The 16,956-nt window shown below is 66.1% G+C and carries 18 protein-coding genes and 1 pseudogene; 8 read left to right on the forward strand and 11 right to left on the reverse strand.

Annotated elements, in window-relative coordinates; all coding sequences use genetic code 11:
• Positions 1-19 precede the first annotated feature (19 nt).
• The gene (locus NOF53_RS15285; protein WP_255970003.1) at positions 20-841 is read right to left on the reverse strand and encodes an HAD family hydrolase; all 822 of its coding nucleotides are present in this window, start codon (positions 839-841) and stop codon (positions 20-22) included.
• A 100-nt stretch (positions 842-941) separates the two neighbouring features.
• Entirely contained in the window at positions 942-1,697 is a 756-nt protein-coding gene (locus NOF53_RS15290) for a lysophospholipid acyltransferase family protein (protein WP_255970005.1), read from the reverse strand.
• A 90-nt stretch (positions 1,698-1,787) separates the two neighbouring features.
• Between NOF53_RS15290 and NOF53_RS15295 the strand changes: the two genes are divergently transcribed.
• Together NOF53_RS15295 and NOF53_RS15300 are read left to right on the forward strand one after the other, a co-directional pair.
• The gene (locus NOF53_RS15295) at positions 1,788-2,636 is read left to right on the forward strand and encodes a hypothetical protein (RefSeq protein WP_255970008.1); all 849 of its coding nucleotides are present in this window, start codon (positions 1,788-1,790) and stop codon (positions 2,634-2,636) included.
• A gap of 111 nt (positions 2,637-2,747) precedes the next feature.
• Complete coding sequence (locus tag NOF53_RS15300) at positions 2,748-4,328, forward strand: Rieske 2Fe-2S domain-containing protein (protein WP_255970011.1); 1,581 nt, start codon at positions 2,748-2,750, stop codon at positions 4,326-4,328.
• Between the two features lie 96 nt (positions 4,329-4,424).
• Here the strand turns inward: NOF53_RS15300 and NOF53_RS15305 are convergent.
• The 5 genes and pseudogenes from NOF53_RS15305 to NOF53_RS15325 all read right to left on the reverse strand — a co-directional run bounded on the left by NOF53_RS15305 (position 4,425) and on the right by NOF53_RS15325 (position 8,250).
• Positions 4,425-5,590 (reverse strand): annotated as a pseudogene (locus NOF53_RS15305) (MFS transporter).
• Positions 5,591-5,700: 110 nt separating this feature from the next.
• On the reverse strand, positions 5,701-6,186 hold the full coding sequence (gene bfr, locus NOF53_RS15310; RefSeq protein ID WP_109326014.1) for a bacterioferritin: 486 nt from the start codon (positions 6,184-6,186) through the stop codon (positions 5,701-5,703).
• 77 nt (positions 6,187-6,263) lie between these two features.
• Entirely contained in the window at positions 6,264-6,446 is a 183-nt protein-coding gene (locus NOF53_RS15315; RefSeq protein ID WP_255970014.1) for a (2Fe-2S)-binding protein, read from the reverse strand.
• Positions 6,447-6,540: 94 nt separating this feature from the next.
• Complete coding sequence (serS, locus tag NOF53_RS15320; protein WP_255970017.1) at positions 6,541-7,797, reverse strand: serine--tRNA ligase; 1,257 nt, start codon at positions 7,795-7,797, stop codon at positions 6,541-6,543.
• 33 nt (positions 7,798-7,830) lie between these two features.
• Positions 7,831-8,250, reverse strand: a complete 420-nt coding sequence (locus tag NOF53_RS15325) for an ankyrin repeat domain-containing protein (protein WP_255970020.1) — start codon at positions 8,248-8,250, stop codon at positions 7,831-7,833.
• An 80-nt stretch (positions 8,251-8,330) separates the two neighbouring features.
• Between NOF53_RS15325 and NOF53_RS15330 the strand changes: the two genes are divergently transcribed.
• The 5 genes from NOF53_RS15330 (at position 8,331) to NOF53_RS15350 (ending at position 12,279) form a co-directional block, all read left to right on the forward strand.
• The gene (locus tag NOF53_RS15330) at positions 8,331-9,437 is read left to right on the forward strand and encodes a septum formation family protein (protein WP_255970023.1); all 1,107 of its coding nucleotides are present in this window, start codon (positions 8,331-8,333) and stop codon (positions 9,435-9,437) included.
• A 1-nt stretch (position 9,438) separates the two neighbouring features.
• Positions 9,439-9,789 carry a metallopeptidase family protein gene (locus NOF53_RS15335; protein WP_255970026.1) on the forward strand — a complete coding sequence of 117 codons (351 nt, stop codon included), beginning with the start codon at positions 9,439-9,441 and terminating at the stop codon, positions 9,787-9,789.
• Between the two features lie 153 nt (positions 9,790-9,942).
• Entirely contained in the window at positions 9,943-10,248 is a 306-nt protein-coding gene (locus NOF53_RS15340) for a PE family protein (protein WP_255970028.1), read from the forward strand.
• 34 nt (positions 10,249-10,282) lie between these two features.
• Positions 10,283-11,488, forward strand: a complete 1,206-nt coding sequence (locus tag NOF53_RS15345) for a PPE family protein (protein WP_255970031.1) — start codon at positions 10,283-10,285, stop codon at positions 11,486-11,488.
• A complete protein-coding gene (locus NOF53_RS15350; RefSeq protein ID WP_255970034.1) occupies positions 11,485-12,279 on the forward strand; it encodes an ESX secretion-associated protein EspG in 795 nt (264 codons plus the stop codon). Before NOF53_RS15345 ends, NOF53_RS15350 begins: the two co-directional genes overlap by 4 nt.
• A gap of 1 nt (position 12,280) precedes the next feature.
• On the opposite strand, the gene NOF53_RS15355 is transcribed toward NOF53_RS15350, so the two are convergent.
• From NOF53_RS15355 to NOF53_RS15370, 4 genes are all read right to left on the reverse strand, one after another.
• A complete protein-coding gene (locus NOF53_RS15355) occupies positions 12,281-13,675 on the reverse strand; it encodes a lipase maturation factor family protein (RefSeq protein WP_255970037.1) in 1,395 nt (464 codons plus the stop codon).
• Between the two features lie 64 nt (positions 13,676-13,739).
• Positions 13,740-14,411, reverse strand: coding sequence for a histidine phosphatase family protein (locus NOF53_RS15360; protein ID WP_255970040.1), 672 nt, complete (start codon positions 14,409-14,411; stop codon positions 13,740-13,742).
• Positions 14,408-15,325, reverse strand: a complete 918-nt coding sequence (gene pheA, locus NOF53_RS15365; RefSeq protein WP_255970043.1) for a prephenate dehydratase — start codon at positions 15,323-15,325, stop codon at positions 14,408-14,410. The genes NOF53_RS15360 and pheA overlap by 4 nt, the downstream gene beginning before the upstream one ends.
• Positions 15,326-15,379: 54 nt before the next feature.
• On the reverse strand, positions 15,380-16,075 hold the full coding sequence (locus tag NOF53_RS15370) for a hypothetical protein (RefSeq protein WP_255970046.1): 696 nt from the start codon (positions 16,073-16,075) through the stop codon (positions 15,380-15,382).
• 92 nt (positions 16,076-16,167) lie between these two features.
• Here NOF53_RS15370 and NOF53_RS15375 point away from each other — a divergent pair, with 92 nt between their 5' ends.
• The gene (locus tag NOF53_RS15375; RefSeq protein WP_255970049.1) at positions 16,168-16,932 is read left to right on the forward strand and encodes a DUF2470 domain-containing protein; all 765 of its coding nucleotides are present in this window, start codon (positions 16,168-16,170) and stop codon (positions 16,930-16,932) included.
• Positions 16,933-16,956: the final 24 nt, after the last annotated feature.

A 16,956-nucleotide genomic window follows, 5' to 3' on the forward strand; every position in this document is an offset into this window, starting at 1 on the left:
CCTCTCGAGCGCTGGTGGTCTACGACCACCAGCGCTCGAGTACTTTCGCAACCCCGTCGTCCGAGTTGGTGGCGGTTACCTCGTCGGCAGCCGCCTTGGCATCGGGATGCGCGTTCTCCACGGCAACACCCCGACCCGCAAGGTTCAGCATCGGGATGTCGTTGGGCATGTCACCGAAGGCGACGATCCCCGATGCCGTGACACCGAAGTGCTCCGCCACAATGGCGAGCCCGGACGCCTTGCTGATCCCCGACGCCGACAACTCGATCAGACCGTTGTCCGTCGAGAATGTCAGGTCCGCGCGAGCGCCGAGGTGCGGCCGCAATACGTCGACCATCGCTTGGCTGGTCATTCCGGGCACTCTGATCAGTAGCTTCACGGCCGGCGCTGCCAGAACCTCGTCCTCGGACATTTCGGTGTTGTCGGGATTGAGCCACGCATGCTGGTAGTCGGGCGAGCTCACGAACTGCGGTGTGGCGGCATCGTGGGCGCTGACGCCCACACGTTCCGCTGCCAGCCCCGCTCCGGGCAATAGCTCCAACGCGATCTCCGACAACCAGGTGAGGGTGTCCACGTCGAGAGTCGCGGCGCTGAGCACTCTGTCGCTGTCGGCGTCGTAGATCACGGCGCCGTTGGCGCAGACGGCGAGCGGCGCATAACCCAGACCCTCCACCACGGGATGGATCCACCGCGGCGGGCGGCCAGTGGCGAGAACGAAGGGGGTTCCCGACGCCACCACCGACTTCACGGCGTCACGGGTGCGGGCACTGACCCGTTCGTCTGGCCCGATCAGGGTGCCATCGACATCGGACGCTACAAGGCTGGGTCGGTCTGGGCTCACCCGGTCATTCTGCCTGCACTGTCCTCACCCGCGCCGAGCGGCCGCCGGGCGCAGCTATTGCCTGTCGTCGCGACGGCCGCATAGACGGGTTCCACCCGATCTAGCTTCCGGACTCCCGGGCCTGTCGAGCCTGCGCCCTCTTCTCCGCGTCGGCGGCGTCCATCTTGTCGGCCTGCTCGAGGGTCGGCGCGCTGCCGCCGAGTCGCGCGGGCACCCAGTAGGCGCCGGCGGGATGGTGATAGTCCTTCTGCAGGTCCGCGAGCATCTCCTGCATGGTGGTGTGGAGTTTCTCCGTCAAGTCGGCCGCGGGCTCGAACGGTGCGATCGGCTCACCGACAGCAATGGAGATGGGGGTGTTGGTCCGGCCGAGGCGCTTCGGGAACCCCTTGGTCCACACACGCTGCGCGCCCCAGATCACCATCGGGATGATGGGCACGTCGGCCTCGATCGCCATCCGTGCGGCACCCGACTTGAATTCCTTGATCTCGAAGCTGCGGCTGATGGTGGCCTCCGGATACACGCCGACCAGTTCACCACGGCGCAGCAGGTCGACGGCCGACAGGTACGAATCCGAACCGGCCCCACGGTCAACGGGAATGTGCTTGAGTGCCCGCATGATCGGGCCCGAAATCTTGTTGTCGAACACTTCCTTCTTCGCCATGAAGCGGACATACCTCTTCACGGTGCGCGCCGGAAGCCCCGCATAGGTGAAGTCCATGTAGCCGGTGTGATTGATCGCGATCACCGCCCCACCCGTCGCGGGAAGGTGCTGATCGCCCTTGACCGTGAACTTCAGCCCCTCGAAGGCGAATACGGTGCGGGCAATGCCGATGACGGTTCGATAGACGGGTTCCACAATCGGCTAGCGTAGCCGGGTATTCGCGATCTGGCCCGAAGTCGGGGACGGACGTTCGGCGGGGAGTCGGCAGGAAGGGCGTATGAGGGAATGGGCCGCACGGGCAGGAGGGCGCTCGCGCCCGCACACACGTTCGCCCTCGTGGCCGGAATGGTCGCCTCGCTGGCGGCCTGCGATTCCCAGTCCGGCATCCCCGTGGACGCAGCGGAGGCAGAAGTCGCGGCAGCACCCGGATCCATCGTCGACGATTCCATCACCCGGCCCTCGACGTCCGCCCGGCCTGCTCCCCGCGTGATCGTCGGTGAGGTGCCCGGCAATCCCGCGGCCGCCGACGCCGTCCGCGCCTGGGCCCTCGACCTCGTCACCGATCCCGAAAGGGTGACGTCGGCTTGCTGGACGCTCCCACCGGCCCAGATCGCCGAACAGTACGCGGACACCGCCGCCGTGCTCCGGGCAGTCGCACAACCCGGAGTCGACGGGCAGTTCTCGGTGTCGTGGACGGGCGGCAGCACCACGGTGTCGGTCAAACGGAGCGAGATCGCGTCCGGCTACGCCTGCCCGCACGTCCACGCCGCCGGGACAGTCGACTTCTACACCCAGGCGGACGCCGAACACGCGGTGACGAGGTTCCTGTCGCGGGAGGCGGGCCGACCGGTGAATCGGGCCGACACCGAGACCGCCTATCCGCTGATCTGCCCCGGATTCAGTCCGTGGGACCCGTCCGGGACTGGTGACGGCGGGCAACCACCACTGAAGCAGAACCCTGATGTTCTGGCCGACACCACCACGTTCGCAGCCGACGAAATGACTACGACACCGGTCCGGGGCGACTACGTGATTGTCACCGTCCCGGTCACCGATGTCTCGGGTGTGACGAAGACCAAGCAGGTCACCTTGTCGATCGGCCAGGACGGCTACTGCCTGGGCGAAGTAACGTAGGCGGCTCCGCCGTCCGTGCGCCTTTTTGGTCGTTGGGGCTACCGGAAGGGCGCTCAGGTGGCGCAGCCGCCTACCCTGGAACAGTCGCTCAGCTCTTCAGGAGGCATACCAGTGCAGGTCACCAGCGTCGGACACGCCGGATTTCACATCCAGACCGAGGCAGGATCGATCCTGTGCGACCCCTGGGTGAACCCTGCGTACTTCGGGTCGTGGTTCCCGTTCCCGGACAACACCCAGCTCGACTGGGACGCGCTCGGCAACTGCGACTACCTGTATGTATCGCACCTGCACAAGGACCACTTCGACCCGGAGAACCTGAGCAAGCACGTCAACAAGGACGCCATCGTTCTGCTCCCCGACTACCCGGTGCCGGACCTCAAACGTGAACTCGAGGCGCTCGGTTTTTCCAAGTTCTTCGAGACCGAGGATTCGGTCAAGCACAGGATCAACGGCGACGGAATCGAGGTGACGCCGCAGGCTCCCCTCGCGCCGGGCGACCTCGACATCATGATCATCGCCTTGCGCGCGCCCGCGGACGGCCCGATCGGCGACTCCGGTCTGGTGGTGTCCGACGGCGAGACCACGTGCTTCAACATGAACGACGCCCGGCCCGTCGACATGGATGTTCTGCACGACCAGTTCGGCAAGATCGACATCCACCTGCTGCAGTATTCGGGTGCCATCTGGTACCCGATGGTCTACGACATCCCCACGAAGACCAAAGCCAACTTCGGCAAGCAGAAGCGCCAGCGCGGCATGGACCGTTGTCGCAGCTACATCGAGCAGGTCGACGCCACCTGGGTGGTGCCCTCTGCGGGCCCGCCCGTGTTCCTGGACGACGAGCTGCGTTACCTCAACGACGACCGGGGTGACGAGGGGAACATTTTCCCCGACCAGATCACGTTCCTCGAGCAAATGAAGATCCACGGCAACGACGGCGGAATCCTGATGATTCCGGGGTCCACCGCGGACGTGAAAGGCGGCGAGCTCACGCTCACGCACCCCATTTCCGATGCCGAGGTCGACAAGATCTTCTCCGACAAGGCCGCATACATCGAGGACATGGCGAAGCGCATGGCGCCGGTCCTGGCCGCCGAGAAGGCCACGTGGGCCCCCGCCGAGGGTGAGCCGCTGCTCGAGGCGCTCAAAGCGAAGTTCGAGCCGATCATGAAGCAGTCCGACCTGATCTGCGACGGCATCGGCTACCCGGTCGGCCTCGTGATGGGCGACGAGACCGTCGTCCTCGACTTCCCGCAGCGCACCGTCCGCCCGCGCGGTGAGAAGGACGGCAAGTACCGCTACGGCTTCCGGATCGCGCCGGAACTGGTGCGCACGGTGCTCCGCGACGACGAACCCGACTGGGTGAACACCATCTTCTTGTCCACCCGCTTCGAGGCGTGGCGCGTCGGCGGGTACAACGAATTCCTGTACACGTTCTTCAAGTGCCTCACCGACGAGCGCATCGCGTACGCCGACGGCTGGTTCGCCGAGGCCCACGACGACTCGGCGTCGATCGAACTCGGCGGCTACGAGATCCAGCGTCGCTGCCCGCACCTCAAGGCCGACCTGTCGAAGTTCGGCGTCGTCGACGGCACCAATCTCACCTGCAACCTGCACGGCTGGCAGTGGGACCTCGAGACGGGCCGGTGCAAGACGTCCAAGGGCCACGAGCTGCGGTCGAGCAAGCTCTGATCGGTCCTGCACGGCTGCACGAACGGGACGTCGGTTCGGTTAGATCGAACCAACGTCCCGTTCGCGCGTCAGGGGCCCGGGCGGCGGGGCCGGGCTTCAGGCCGCAGGAGGCGGCGGCAGCCAACGGCGGACCAGAGCCGCAGACGCTAGAACCGGGACAGCGAGTGCCGCAACGAGTGTGGTGACCGAGAACCACGTCGAGCAGACAGCGAAGCCCACATAGATCAGAAGTGCAGTGATTTCGCCGAAGAGCCCGGACACCGAGGTGACGGTGGCCCGCGCCGGACCGGTGATCGCCTCCTGCACACGCGCTTCCGACACGATCATGACATTGCCCAGGCTGCCGTAGCCCACACCGATTGCGGCGAACCCGGCGACACCACCCAGAAGCGCTCCGACACCGAGCAATACGGCACCGACCGCGACGACTCGGCTCATCGTCACCGCTCGCATCGACGCCGTGCGTCCGGCTGCTGCGGTACCCACCACTTGGCCTGCAACGGTGATGGCCACCAGCAACGGCACCACCGCCGTCGTTGTGCCGCCGTCCCGAGCGAGAAGGCCGAAATACTCGTCGAAGGCTAGGAACCCGACGAGCACCGACGACAGAATCACGCCGCGGCGGAGCACTGTTTCGTGCGAGACCTCCCCGATCCCGGCACGGAGCATGCCGGTGTAGCGGGACAAGAGTCCGCGCCCGTCGGCCACTTCCCGTGTTTCGTCCGCGTCCGCTGCTCTCGGCGCAGCGGGCAGCAGTAGAGCGAACCCTCCGTGCACCACCGTTGCGGCGACACTCACCCACCCGACCAGCGCGTAGCCGCCGACGACGAAGGTGCGGCGGTCAGTGTGGCGACGAGGTTGCTCATCATGGCGCCGGAGTTGGCGTAGCCGAGGAGTCGGGCGAAGCTCGCCGACTCACCCCGCGACACCAGCTCGTCGTAGAGCAACGCCTCGAAGGTTCCCGACTGGATTGCGCCGCTGATGCCCCACAGCGCGAATCCGGCGGCGAAGCCGGCATACGACGGCACGGCAATCCACAGGGTGAATCCCGCCGTGTACAGCGCGGAGGCGAAGACGAGTAATCCACGACGGGACACGGTGTCGGCCCACGCGCCCGAGGGCACCTCCGCGACGAACGACACGATCGACCAGATGATGAACAGCGACGAGATCTGCCCGATACTGAGGCCGTGGTCGGCGAACAGCAGGTCGTAGAGACCGAAGAGCGGAATGAGGTCACGCGTGGCGGTGTAACCGACCACCCGGACGGCCAGTGAACGCTGGGAACTGGGTCAAGGCTGAGAGGCGGGATATCTCACGCGCTCATTTTGACACGGGGCGCCCGGCGGGTCGCCCGATTTCCTTCGATCGGCTATCCGGCTGTCGGTGGCTGATCGACGAGCTGGGCCATGTAGAGCTGGTCGCCCATCTTGTCCATCAACTCGATCTGTGTCTCCAGATAGTCGATGTGCTCCTCTTCTTCCGCGAGGATTCCCTCGAGCAGCTTCGCCGACGTGGCGTCGCCCTTCTCGCGGCACATCTGAATTCCGGGACGCAGACGCTCGACCACCTCGAGCTCGACCGCGAGGTCGGAGTGGAACTGCTCTCGCAGGTCCTGTCCGATGCGCAGCGGGAGCAGCTTCTGATAGTTCGGGAGCGCCTCGAGAAAGAGGATGCGGTCGGTCAGGATCTCGGCGTGAATCATCTCTTCGATGGATTCGGCTCGGGTCTTGGCCGCCAGTTTGGTGAAGCCCCAATTGGCCTGCATCTTCGAGTGCAGGAAATACTGATTGATTGCCGTCAGCTCACTCGTCAACTGTTCGTTGAGAAGAGCGATGACCTCGTCGTTACCGCGCATGACAACCTCCGGTCGCCGGGACTAATTCGACCGTATCAGGCTCGACCACTATCCGCAGCGGATCGTGGTTTCAGTTGTCAGGCAGCTGTGCGACTACGTGCCGCGTACGCACAGAGAATTTCTTCCAGGCGGTCGACGCAGGTACCACACCCCCATCCGGCTCCACAGCGCTCACCGATGGCATCTGGACTGTCGGCACCGTCGTGCACGTGCTCGTGCACCTCGGACTCGGTGACGGCCTTGCAGATGCACACGAACATGTGGAGCTCCCTTACGCGAACTATCTGATTAGGTAAGGGTTACATCATTTCGCCGAGGATGCAAGGGTAGCCTTGCATAACGGTCAGTATTCTTTTACGGCTTCAATACGTCCGTACCGACGAAGGGCACCAAAGCCTCCGGCACTCGCACGGTTCCGTCGGACTGCTGGTGGTTCTCGAGGATTGCCACGATCCACCGCGTAGTGGCCAACGTGCCGTTGAGGGTGGCGGCAGTCTGCGGCTTTCCGTTCTCGTCGCGGTACCGCACACTCAGTCGCCGCGCCTGGAACGTCGTGCAGTTCGACGTCGACGTGAGCTCCCGGTACGCCTGCTGGGTGGGCACCCACGCCTCGCAGTCGAACTTGCGGGCCGCCGAGGACCCCAGGTCGCCGCCGGCGACGTCGATCACCCGGTAGGGGACATCGATGGCGGCCAGCATGTCGCGCTCCCACGACAGCAGACGCTGATGCTCGGCGTCGGCGTCCTCGGGCTTGCAGTAGGTGAACATCTCCACCTTGTCGAACTGGTGGACGCGGATGATGCCGCGGGTGTCCTTGCCGTAGCTGCCCGCTTCCCGGCGGAAGCACGTCGACCAGCCCGCGTACCGCTTCGGGCCGGCGGAAAGGTCGAGGATCTCACCCGAGTGGTACCCGGCGAGCGGGACCTCCGAGGTTCCGACGAGGTAGAGGTCGTCGTCGGCAAGGTGATAGATCTCGTCCGCATGGGCGCCGAGGAACCCGGTGCCCGCCATGATTTCGGGCCGCACCAGAACGGGCGGAATCATCATCTGAAACCCGTTGGCCATCGCCTTCTGGGCGGCGAGCTGCAGCATGCCGAGCTGCAACATGGCCCCGAAGCCGGTGAGGAAGTAGAACCGGGCACCGGACACTTTCGCGCCGCGTTCCATGTCGATCAGCCCCAGCGACTCGCCCAGTTCGAGGTGGTCCTTGGGCTCGAAGTCGAACGTCGGCACGTCGCCGACCGTCTCGAGAGTCACGAAGTCGTCCTCGCCACCGGCAGGGGCGCCGTCCTGGACGATGTTGGAGATTGCCCGGTGCGCGGCGTCGAGCGCTGCCTGCGCCTCGTGCTGCTCCGCCTCGGCCTGCTTCACCTTGGCCGCAAGTTCCTTGGACCCCTCGAGCAGCGCGGGCCGGTCCTCTGGGGACGCCTGGCCCACCTTTTTGCCGAAGGACTTCTGCTCGGCACGCAGAGTGTCGCCGGCGAGTACCGCGGCGCGACGGGACGCGTCGGCCTCGAGCAGGGCGTCGACCAGAGCGGGATCTTCGCCGCGGGTGCGCTGCGACTCGCGGACGGCGTCGGGGTTCTCGCGGAGGAACTTCAGGTCAATCACGGTGTCAAACCCTACCGGGCGCCCCCGGAGCACTCATTCGGGTTTCGGTTCCAGCAGGCTCACCAGATCTTCCCGGCCGAACATCCTGGCGGCGTCCACCGCCGTAGGGTGCCCGGCTCTGACATCGGCGCCACCCGCGACGAGAGTGCGCACCACCGCGTCCTCGCCCCTGAACAATGCCCCCGCCAGCGGCGATTGCCCCTTGTCGTTGAGCCGATTGACGTCGGCGCCACGGTCGATCAGGGCCTGGACCGCGTCGGTATGACCGTGGTAGGCGGCCAGCATGACGAGGGTGTCGCCGTTCTGGTTGGTGAGGTTCACCGGGACTCCGGCGTTGATGTACGTGATCAACGCCACGGCGTCACCGGCGCGAGCGGCGTCGAACACCCGGCCCGCAAGTTCCTGGAGTTCGGGGTCCACCGGCTCGGCGGACGACTGCGCATGGTCGTTCATGGCACTCGAAGCTACCCCGTCCCGAACACGATCGAGGGAGTTGTTCTGCTTCTCGCAGCGGAACGGGCATGATGGAAATGATGTCCTCAGATCAGCCGAACGGCGCCGAACCGCAGCCCGGGAATGCCGGGCAACCGACCAAGGCGCCCCGCACCATGTCCGCGACCACGACTCGTCGCGCGCTCGCGGCTGTCGCGGTGGGTGCAGTGGTCGCGGCGATCGCGACGTTCGCGATCGCAGGTGGGTTCAACCGCAGCGAGAACCTGCCCACCCACTCGGGTGAATCCGGACCACAGGCGACCGAGTCGGTGGAAGGGGAAGCCTTCGCCTCGGCGGTCGCAGGCGACTGCCTCGACTGGACGCCGTCCAACGACCCCAAAGAGGACCGCAAGGACGTCGCGAAAGTCGACTGCTCGACGCAGCACCGTTTCGAGGTGGCGGCCCCGCTGGATCTCAGCGTCTACCCGGGCGCCGAGTTCGGCCCGGGTTCGCGTTACCCGGGGGCCCTGCGATTCGCCGGACTGCGGGACGAGCATTGCGTGCCGGCGGTCGATTCCTATCTGGGTGCGCGTTTCGATCCTTACGGCAAGTTCAGCGTGGGTCTCATGTTCCCCAGCGAGGCAGGCTGGACCGCCGGTGAGCGCACACTACGATGCGGTCTTCAATTCTCCGGTACCGCAGGAACTTTGCTTCCCTTCAGTGGGCGGGTGGCCGAGCAGGACCAATCCAATGTCTGGGATCCCGGCACCTGCATCGGCATCAATCAGAACGTCCCCACCGATCCCGTCGACTGCGTGCAGCCTCACGCGTACGAGGTGATTTCCGTGGTCGACCTCGGCACCCAGTTCCCAGGTTCGATGCCGTCGGTGGAAGATCAGGACAAGTACCTTGAGGGCGTGTGCACCCAGGCGTCCAACGAATTCCTCGGCTCCGCGGACGCGTTGCGGAACAAGACCCTCACCTTGTTCTGGGACAACCTGGAACTCGACAGCTGGCTGGCGGGTAGCAGGCGCATCAACTGTTCTGTGGGCAAGGAGATCGACACCGGCGGTTTCTCGACCATCACCGGGTCCGCCAAGGGGGATATCTTGATCAACGGCGCTGCGCCGGTACCGCCACCGCCTACTCCGGAGGGCAGATCGATGCCGACGCCGCTTCCCGGCGCGGCTCCGGTTCCCGGGTCCTGAGGTGCCGGTCGCGATGACGCCCGATCGATTCGAGGAATTGGTCGGGGACGCGCTCGATCTGATCCCGCCTCGGCTGGCGACCGCCATCGACAACGTCGTCGTTCTCGTCGACGACCGCAATGAGGACGATCCACATCTCCTCGGGCTGTACCACGGGATCGCACTGACCGAACGGGACAGTCATTACGGCGGATCGCTACCCGATACGATTACCGTCTATCGCGACGCCCTTCTCGAAATGTGCAGTTCAGAGGAGGAAGTCGTTCACGAAGTGGCGGTCACTGTGATCCATGAGGTTGCACACTACTTCGGGATAGATGAAGATCGCTTGCACGAGCTCGGCTGGGGATGAACGGTTTTCCCGAGGAGATTTTTTTCTCGGGATCGGGGGGAACCGAAGAGCGCGTGGCAGCGTCCAAGAAAGTAGGGACGCTGCACCATGCAGTTCGCTTGCCGGGGGGCAGCTGCCTTCCGCACCCGCCTAGGTCAGAAGGAGTTCGACGCAATGCCAGCTCTGCACGTCGCACCTGAAGCTCTTGTCGCCGCTGCCGTGGAACTCGACGCGCTCGCCGCGCGCCTCGAGGCATCGGTTGCACTCAACTCCGCAGCCATCCGTGTATTGCCGTCCGGGAGCGAAGAAGTCTCCCTCCATGCCGCCGGTTACTTCAACACTGTCGCAGGCACATTCACTCCTGCTGTCGCTCAGGGGATTCTCGAGATGCGGGAGACCGCGAACACGCTCCGCGCCCAAGCCGCCCTGTACGCCGCCGAGGACTTCGCCCTCGGCGCGTCGCTCGCTGCGGGCATGTGACCGGAACGCCTCGAGACCAGTAGGAGATTCGCATATGACCATGGGATTGACAGGCGTCATCTGGTTGCCCCGCGGGGCAACCGTCAACTCGACCACGCTCATCGCGGGCGCCGGCCCGGTGCCGTTGAGCGTAGCGAGCGCTGCGTGGACGGCGCTGTCCACCAGCTTCGTCGACGCCAACCTCACACTCGTTCGGGTGATGGCCGAGCTGGCTGCCGGCTGGCAGGGTGTTTCGGCCGTGGCTGCCCTCGCCAAGATCACGCCGTTCACGGCATGGACCGCCGAGTGCGCCGAACTGGCGGCAGATACCGCCGCGAAGGCCGGCCTCGAGGCGGGTGCGTACACGACGGCGGCGCTCATTATGCCCAGCATTCCCGAGATCGTCGCGGTCAAGACCGCGAAGGCCACGGCATACTCCACGGGCGGCGCTCTCAACGGCACCGCGGCAGCCGCCGAAGCCGCCGACCGGGCCATGGATATCCGGGCCGGGCTCGTGATGGAAGGGTACGAGGCCGCGTCCAACATCCTCGCCTTGAAGCGCACGTACAAGCAGCCCCCGCGCATCGTCACCAAGGCCGATTCCAAGGAGGTCGGCACCTTCGAGGACGTCCCCCAGGACGGTGATTTCGACCCGACACGGGCCGCTGCGGCCGCGCTGATGGCAGCGGGCCAGAATCCCGCGGTCGCCACGGCCGCATCACAGGTCGGCAGTATCGCCGGCACCACCGTCTCCACCGCCACCTCGGCGGCGAGCAACATCGGCGGGGCGGCGCTGTCGGCGGTCGCTGGTTCGGGGGCCACCCCGATGATGGGTGGTGCGCCCATGATGTCGGGTGGCACGTACAGCAGTGGCGGCACGGCATCCACCTCCGCGGCGGCAGCACGGACGTCGGTGGGCGCACTCGGTGCCGGGTCGGGCGCAGGCGGCGCGACTCTGCCGGAGGGATGGGGAAAGACGGACGCCCTCGGCCAGGGCGCTCGGCCCGGAGCGCCCGCGGCCACGCCTGGCGGAGTGATCGGAGATGTCCGGGCAGACACGAATCCGGCTACGGCAACACGTGGAGCAACGGGCGGCGGCCCCGTGATGGGCGGGCGCGGCGCAGGTGCTGCCGGTTCACAGGACGAGGACGAGCGGGACACTCCCGACTATCTGAAGAACTTCGAGCACTTCTCCGACGGGCGCACGGTCATTCCCTCGGTGATCGGCGCCGACCCCGACCACCAGGAGAGCGGACGTTGATAGATCTGGGCACCCAGGTGGGCGTACCGACCCTGCCGGCGGTGACCCTGAGCCTCGACGAGATGGACTTTCTCGTCGACAAGCTCGCGCTCGACGTTCTGCCGGTGGTGCTCGACGCCGGCCCGCGGTACGACACGTACGAAGCCAGGGACGAAGCCTTTCGCCGCGCCGTCGCCGGTCTCACCGCCCGGGATCTTCTCCCGGGCGGTGAGGTTCGAGCCGAGCTTGCTACCCGACTGCAAGTCCTCGCCCGCCCGCAGTGGGAAATCGCTCTGCGCTGGTACGTCGACGGAAGCATCTCGCGGTTGTGTGTTTCCCGGGGCGACACCATGTCGGTGCTCACCATGCGCGCCGCGGACACCTACGTGATGCAGGACACCGGCGTCGACATCTTCGCCCCCGTCATCGCCGCCCTCGGGGCTGCGGATCCGCTGCACTTCGGCGTCGTCAACGCGCCCACTACCCAGCTCGGTGAGGTGTTCGACGCCGGGGGTGACGGCAAAGCTCTCGCGGCCGGCCTCACCGCGCTCGGTGTCGCGGCCGTCGACGCCACCGCCGTGGGCAACGCGATGGCGACCTGCAACACATACGCCGAGATCGTGGGAATCGTGTACGGCGACGGGCAATACGACCCCGTCGGCGGTCCCGTGACCGTATTCGACACGCAGAACGGGCGAATCGTCGGTACGTCGAGCGTCTCTGCGCACGGCGTCGCCTGGTCTTCGCTGAGCCCGGGTACCCCACAACGTTTGCGCCAAGCCCTGGAGTTCCTGGCCGACAGGCTCCACTGAGTCACACCGGTTCACGCTTCCACCACGCCCCAGTCTCGCGGCGCTCCTTCCACGTGGTGAACCGGTAGCGGTACAGGCGTGCGCGCACATGTCGAGGCGGAGAATCCGGGAAGGGATTGTGACGCAGCAATTTCAGGGTGTCTCGATCGTTCCTCAGCAGTCGTTCCACGAAGGCGGGGAACCACGGATCGGCGTAGCCCGGTGAGATCGGAATGAACCAGAACAACCAATCGAGCCGCAGGTGGTACGGCGCGAATTGACGTGGCCGGCGATTCACATCTCCCGGTTTTCCTTTGAAGTCGTACTCCTTCCATTCGGACTGTGCGGTGATCACCGGGTCGGACGTCCCCTCCACGATCACTTCGTACCGAACCTTGGTGACGCTGCCGAAGGCGCCGTAGGTGTTCACCAGATGCCACGAGTTGAATGACGCGTTCATCCGCTGTCCGTGCGAGATCATGTTTCGGATAGGCCAATAACTCAGCACCACCACCAACGCGGTCACGGCGACCACCAACACGACGAAGTACAACGGCGCCGACGAACTTCCGGTCGGAAGAGAGACCGGCAGGAGCATCTCGAACACACTGTCCGGGATGACGGACAAGGCCAGCACGATCGTGATCCAGTTCAGCCACGAGAAGTTTCCGCTCGCCACCAGCCACAACTGGGTGACGATCATGACCGTCGCGGCAATCGCAGCCACCGGTTGCGGTGCGAACAGCCCGAACGGCATCACCAGTTGCGCACCGTGATTCCCCAGCACTTCCAGCCGATGAAGTCCTTTCGGCATGCGGTGGAAGTACCAGCTGAGCGGGCCGGGCATCGGCTGGGTTTCGTGGTGATAGTAGAGGCACGTGAGGTCGCGCCAGCATCTGTCGCCGCGCATCTTGATCAGACCCGCGCCGAATTCGAGCCGGAACAGTAACCACCTCACCATGATCAGCACGAGAATCGGCGGACCGACGGACGTGTTGCCGAGAAAGATCGCCAGGAATCCGGCCTCGAGGAGTAGCGATTCCCAGCCGAAGCTGTACCAGATCTGTGAGACGTTGACGATGGACAGGTAGAGGATCCAAAGCACCAACCACACCAGCATGCACGCGGGAAGCGGCATGATCTGTGTCAATCCCAGCAGAGTCGCGAGTGCCAACCCGGCGCCGGTCCAGGCGAGAGCCGCGAAGAACCGATCCGAATAGTGGAAGTGGAAGACACTGGGCGCACGCGCGAACGAGACGGCCCGCAGGAACCTCGGAATCGGCAGCATGCCGTCACTACCGACGAGCGGCCTGAACTGGTTCACCGCACCCAAGAAGGCGACAAGGTAGATCGCCGCGAGCCCCTCGGTGACGAGCAGCCGCCCGAGGGAATAGTCTTCGGCTACGAACCATTCCATTGCCGTCACTCCTCGAGGACGGGTTAGTCCATCGTCGCGCAGCGGGTGGGAGTCCGCAACGCCTTCACCCCATCGGGTCGTCGGCGCCGGGAATCACGCGGTGTTCGAACGGCGGCTCGATCGTGCCCCACCGCACACACTCCCAACGTCCGCCCGGCGCCGGTACCAATTCCACCGACTGCGTGTTGGCGAGGTGGTTATTGGCGGCGAAAAGTCCGGGCACCTCGGCCAGCTGCGCGGCGACGAGCCGGATCGCGGCACCGTGACTGACGAGCACGACATCCCCCGATCGGTCCGGATCGTCGAGGTACTCCCCGCGCAGGGCATCGACGACCGGCACATACCTGTCGAGGATGTCGTGGGCGGATTCACCACCGGGTACGCGGGCTGCCAGCTCCCCTGCATGCCACAGGTGAAAGGTCTTCATGAACAGGGCGTGCGACTCCTCGTCACGGCGATCCTCGAGGTCACCCGCCTGCGCCTCGTACAGCCCCTCGCGGGTCTGGGCGGAGAGCCCGGTGGCGCGTTCCACCGCACGCGCCGTCTGCCGGGCGCGCAGCGCCTCCGAGTTGACGAGCGCGGCAAGCGACGCGCGGGCCGCCAGCCGGGCCCCGAGAGCGTCGGCCTGGGCCTGACCCTCGGGTGTCAACGGCGCACCGGGCAACCGGGTATCGAGCCGGCGCTCGACGTTGGCCTCGGTCTGCCCGTGCCGGACCAGAATCAGCTTGCCACTCACAGTTCCCTGTCTCCCTGACGAATTCGTTCGATCCAGTCCGCCGCGTCTCCGTCGGACGGCGGGGGCGGACCGCTGGGGTTCGCGGCCGGCCACGACCCCAGGAACCGCACTGTCGACTTGCGGTACAGCGCGCGGAACGCCTCGGCGACCAGCGGGTCGTCGATGTGACCGATGCAGTCGACGAAGAACCGGTAGGCGCCGGGTTCGGTGCGGATGGGCCGAGATTCGATGCGGATAAGATCGATTCCGCGAGTAGCGAACTCGGAGAGGACGCTGACGAGCGACCCCGGTTCGTTGTCGGGCTGCAGCACGGCGGAGCTCCGGTCGCTACCGGTGCGCGGCGGGACCTGCGCCGGGGCGGTGACGAGCACGAACCGGGTCCGCGCCCCGGCGACGTCCGCGACACTACTCGCCAGCGCGTGCAGACCGAGACGCTTGCCGGCCAGGGCAGTAGAGACCGCGGCGTCGGCGAGCCCACGTGAGACATCCTCGGCTGCACCCGCATTGGACGACGCGGTCTGAATTTCGGCGTCGGGGCAGTTCTTCTCGAGCCAGATCCGCACCTGGCCGGCGGCGACGGGATACGCGCGCACGGTCCGCACCTGGTCGAGGCGCTCGATTCCTGGGCGACCCAGAATTTCGAACGCCACATCCAGTTCGGTCTCGGCCACGATCTGGAGGCGTTCACCGAGCGCCAGGGAGTCCAGCGTGGGTACTACCGCCCCCTCGACCGAACTCTCGATGGGGACGACGGCACCGTCGACCACGGCGTCGCGTACGAGCGCGAGTGTAGCCGGGGGGCTGGACGCGGCGACGCGTTCCACCGGCCCGTCGAAGGCGCCCGCCACCTCGAGTTCGGCGAGCGCCATTTCCGTGAATGTTCCCGAGGGTCCGAAATACGCGATCTTTGGCACGCCTACGAGATTACGCACCGAGAGTTGACGGCCCGGCGCTATGCGGTGAATCTTTTATCGCAACCCGGCTGCGGCGAGTTCGCGGCTCACCCGGGCGGGATCGCTCACCTCGATGCCCAGGAGCACTTCCCGGACGGCCTCGGCCGCTTCCGGGCCGAGCGCCGCGAGCTTCTCCGCGTGCGGATCGGCGAGCGCCGATCGGACGTTGTCTCCGCGTAGCGACGCGACGGTTCCGGACAGCAGGGCGAGAACCTCGGCGGCGTCGTGGGCTCTCGCCACGTAACCGACATCCGCGTGTGCGAGGACAGCGAGGAAATCGGCCACCTCGCCGATGGAGAATCCACTGCCCAGACCGGGGATGCGTCCGGCATCGACAAGTGTGTGCGCCGACTCCGCGAGCCCGAGGTCGCCGTCACCGACGAACACGGCGAGCGGCGAGGGTAGTCGGAGTGCGACCGCGTCGTCGAGCTGGGCGGCCGTGCAGTCGAGGTGGAATCGGACCGCCTCGTAGGAAGCCTGCTTCCGGGTGCGCAGCTCGGCCGGGTCGATGTCGAGGCCGACGATGATGCGGCCCGCGTCGGTGCCGTGGCTGTCGATCAATGTGGACGCGAGGACAACTCGTGGCCCCACTGCGCCACCGACCACGGTGTCCGTGGATTGTCCGGCGGTAGGGGACGCACTGAGCAGGCCTTCGAGCAGCGACTGCGGTCCGCGCGAGCGCGGGACTCCGAGGGAAAGAGGGATAGCCACCTGCCCACCGTAATCCGCGGCGGTCTTGCCATTCGACGCACGTCACATTAGGTTAGGTTTACCTCAGTACCGCCGCTCCCGAAGGAGGCTCCATGCCCGTCACGACTACCGGACCGACCACCGCCGAGCGTGTGCGTAGCTCGTGCGCACGGACCCAGCAGGCAGTACTCGCTGTCGAAGGCAGCGCTCCCACAATCACCTCCGTGCACCACCTGCGCGGGTGTGGCGACGTCGTCGTCGCAGTCCCCAGCGACTCGGCGGCTGCCACGCTGTCGTGGTTGGCCGGCGGTGGCGGAATCCCTGCGGTTCTGGAGCTGACGGACAACTCACCACTCGCATTGCGCGAACCCGTGCGATCACTGGTCTGGTTGCGCGGCACCCTGCACTCCCTGTGCGACGCGCACACCCGCGCACTCGCCGACGAGGTCGCATCCGAATATCCGCATCCCGGACTCCTCGACGTCGGGCACGACGCGACTCTGCTGCAGTTACGGCTCGAATCGGCCGTGGTCGCCGACGCGAGCGGCGCCGAACCCGTATCCCTCCCCGACCTGCTCGCCGCCAGCCCGGACCCGTTCTGGGAAATGGAAACGGCCTGGCTCCAGCACCTCGACGAGGACCACACCGACCTCATCGACCTGCTCTCGCGCAAACTCCCGCCACACATGCGGCAGGGACGCATCCGCCCGCTCGGTATCGACCGCTACGGGTTGCGGCTGCGCGTCGAGAGCGATAACGGCGACCGCGACATCTGGATGCCGTTCGCGAACCCGGTGGACGACGCCATGTCACTGAGCCGGGCGATCCGGTTGCTCGTCGGATGCCCCTTCGTCAACGGTCTGCGCGCCCGCGGCTGATCGGCGGCCCATGGTGTGGCGCGC

The sequence above is a fragment of the Rhodococcus tibetensis genome (assembly GCF_024438035.1).
GTDB classification, from domain to species: domain Bacteria; phylum Actinomycetota; class Actinomycetes; order Mycobacteriales; family Mycobacteriaceae; genus Rhodococcus_F; species Rhodococcus_F tibetensis.

Coding starts and splice junctions, on each gene's coding strand:
- NOF53_RS15295 (WP_255970008.1), top strand. CDS start 1,788: ATGGGCCGCACGGGCAGGAGGGCGCTCGCGCCCGCACACACGTTCGCC.
- bfr (WP_109326014.1), bottom strand. CDS start 6,186: ATGCGCGGTAACGACGAGGTCATCGCTCTTCTCAACGAACAGTTGACG.
- NOF53_RS15315 (WP_255970014.1), bottom strand. CDS start 6,446: ATGTTCGTGTGCATCTGCAAGGCCGTCACCGAGTCCGAGGTGCACGAG.
- NOF53_RS15325 (WP_255970020.1), bottom strand. CDS start 8,250: ATGAACGACCATGCGCAGTCGTCCGCCGAGCCGGTGGACCCCGAACTC.
- NOF53_RS15330 (WP_255970023.1), top strand. CDS start 8,331: ATGTCCTCAGATCAGCCGAACGGCGCCGAACCGCAGCCCGGGAATGCC.
- NOF53_RS15340 (WP_255970028.1), top strand. CDS start 9,943: ATGCCAGCTCTGCACGTCGCACCTGAAGCTCTTGTCGCCGCTGCCGTG.
- NOF53_RS15345 (WP_255970031.1), top strand. CDS start 10,283: ATGACCATGGGATTGACAGGCGTCATCTGGTTGCCCCGCGGGGCAACC.
- NOF53_RS15355 (WP_255970037.1), bottom strand. CDS start 13,675: ATGGAATGGTTCGTAGCCGAAGACTATTCCCTCGGGCGGCTGCTCGTC.
- NOF53_RS15375 (WP_255970049.1), top strand. CDS start 16,168: ATGCCCGTCACGACTACCGGACCGACCACCGCCGAGCGTGTGCGTAGC.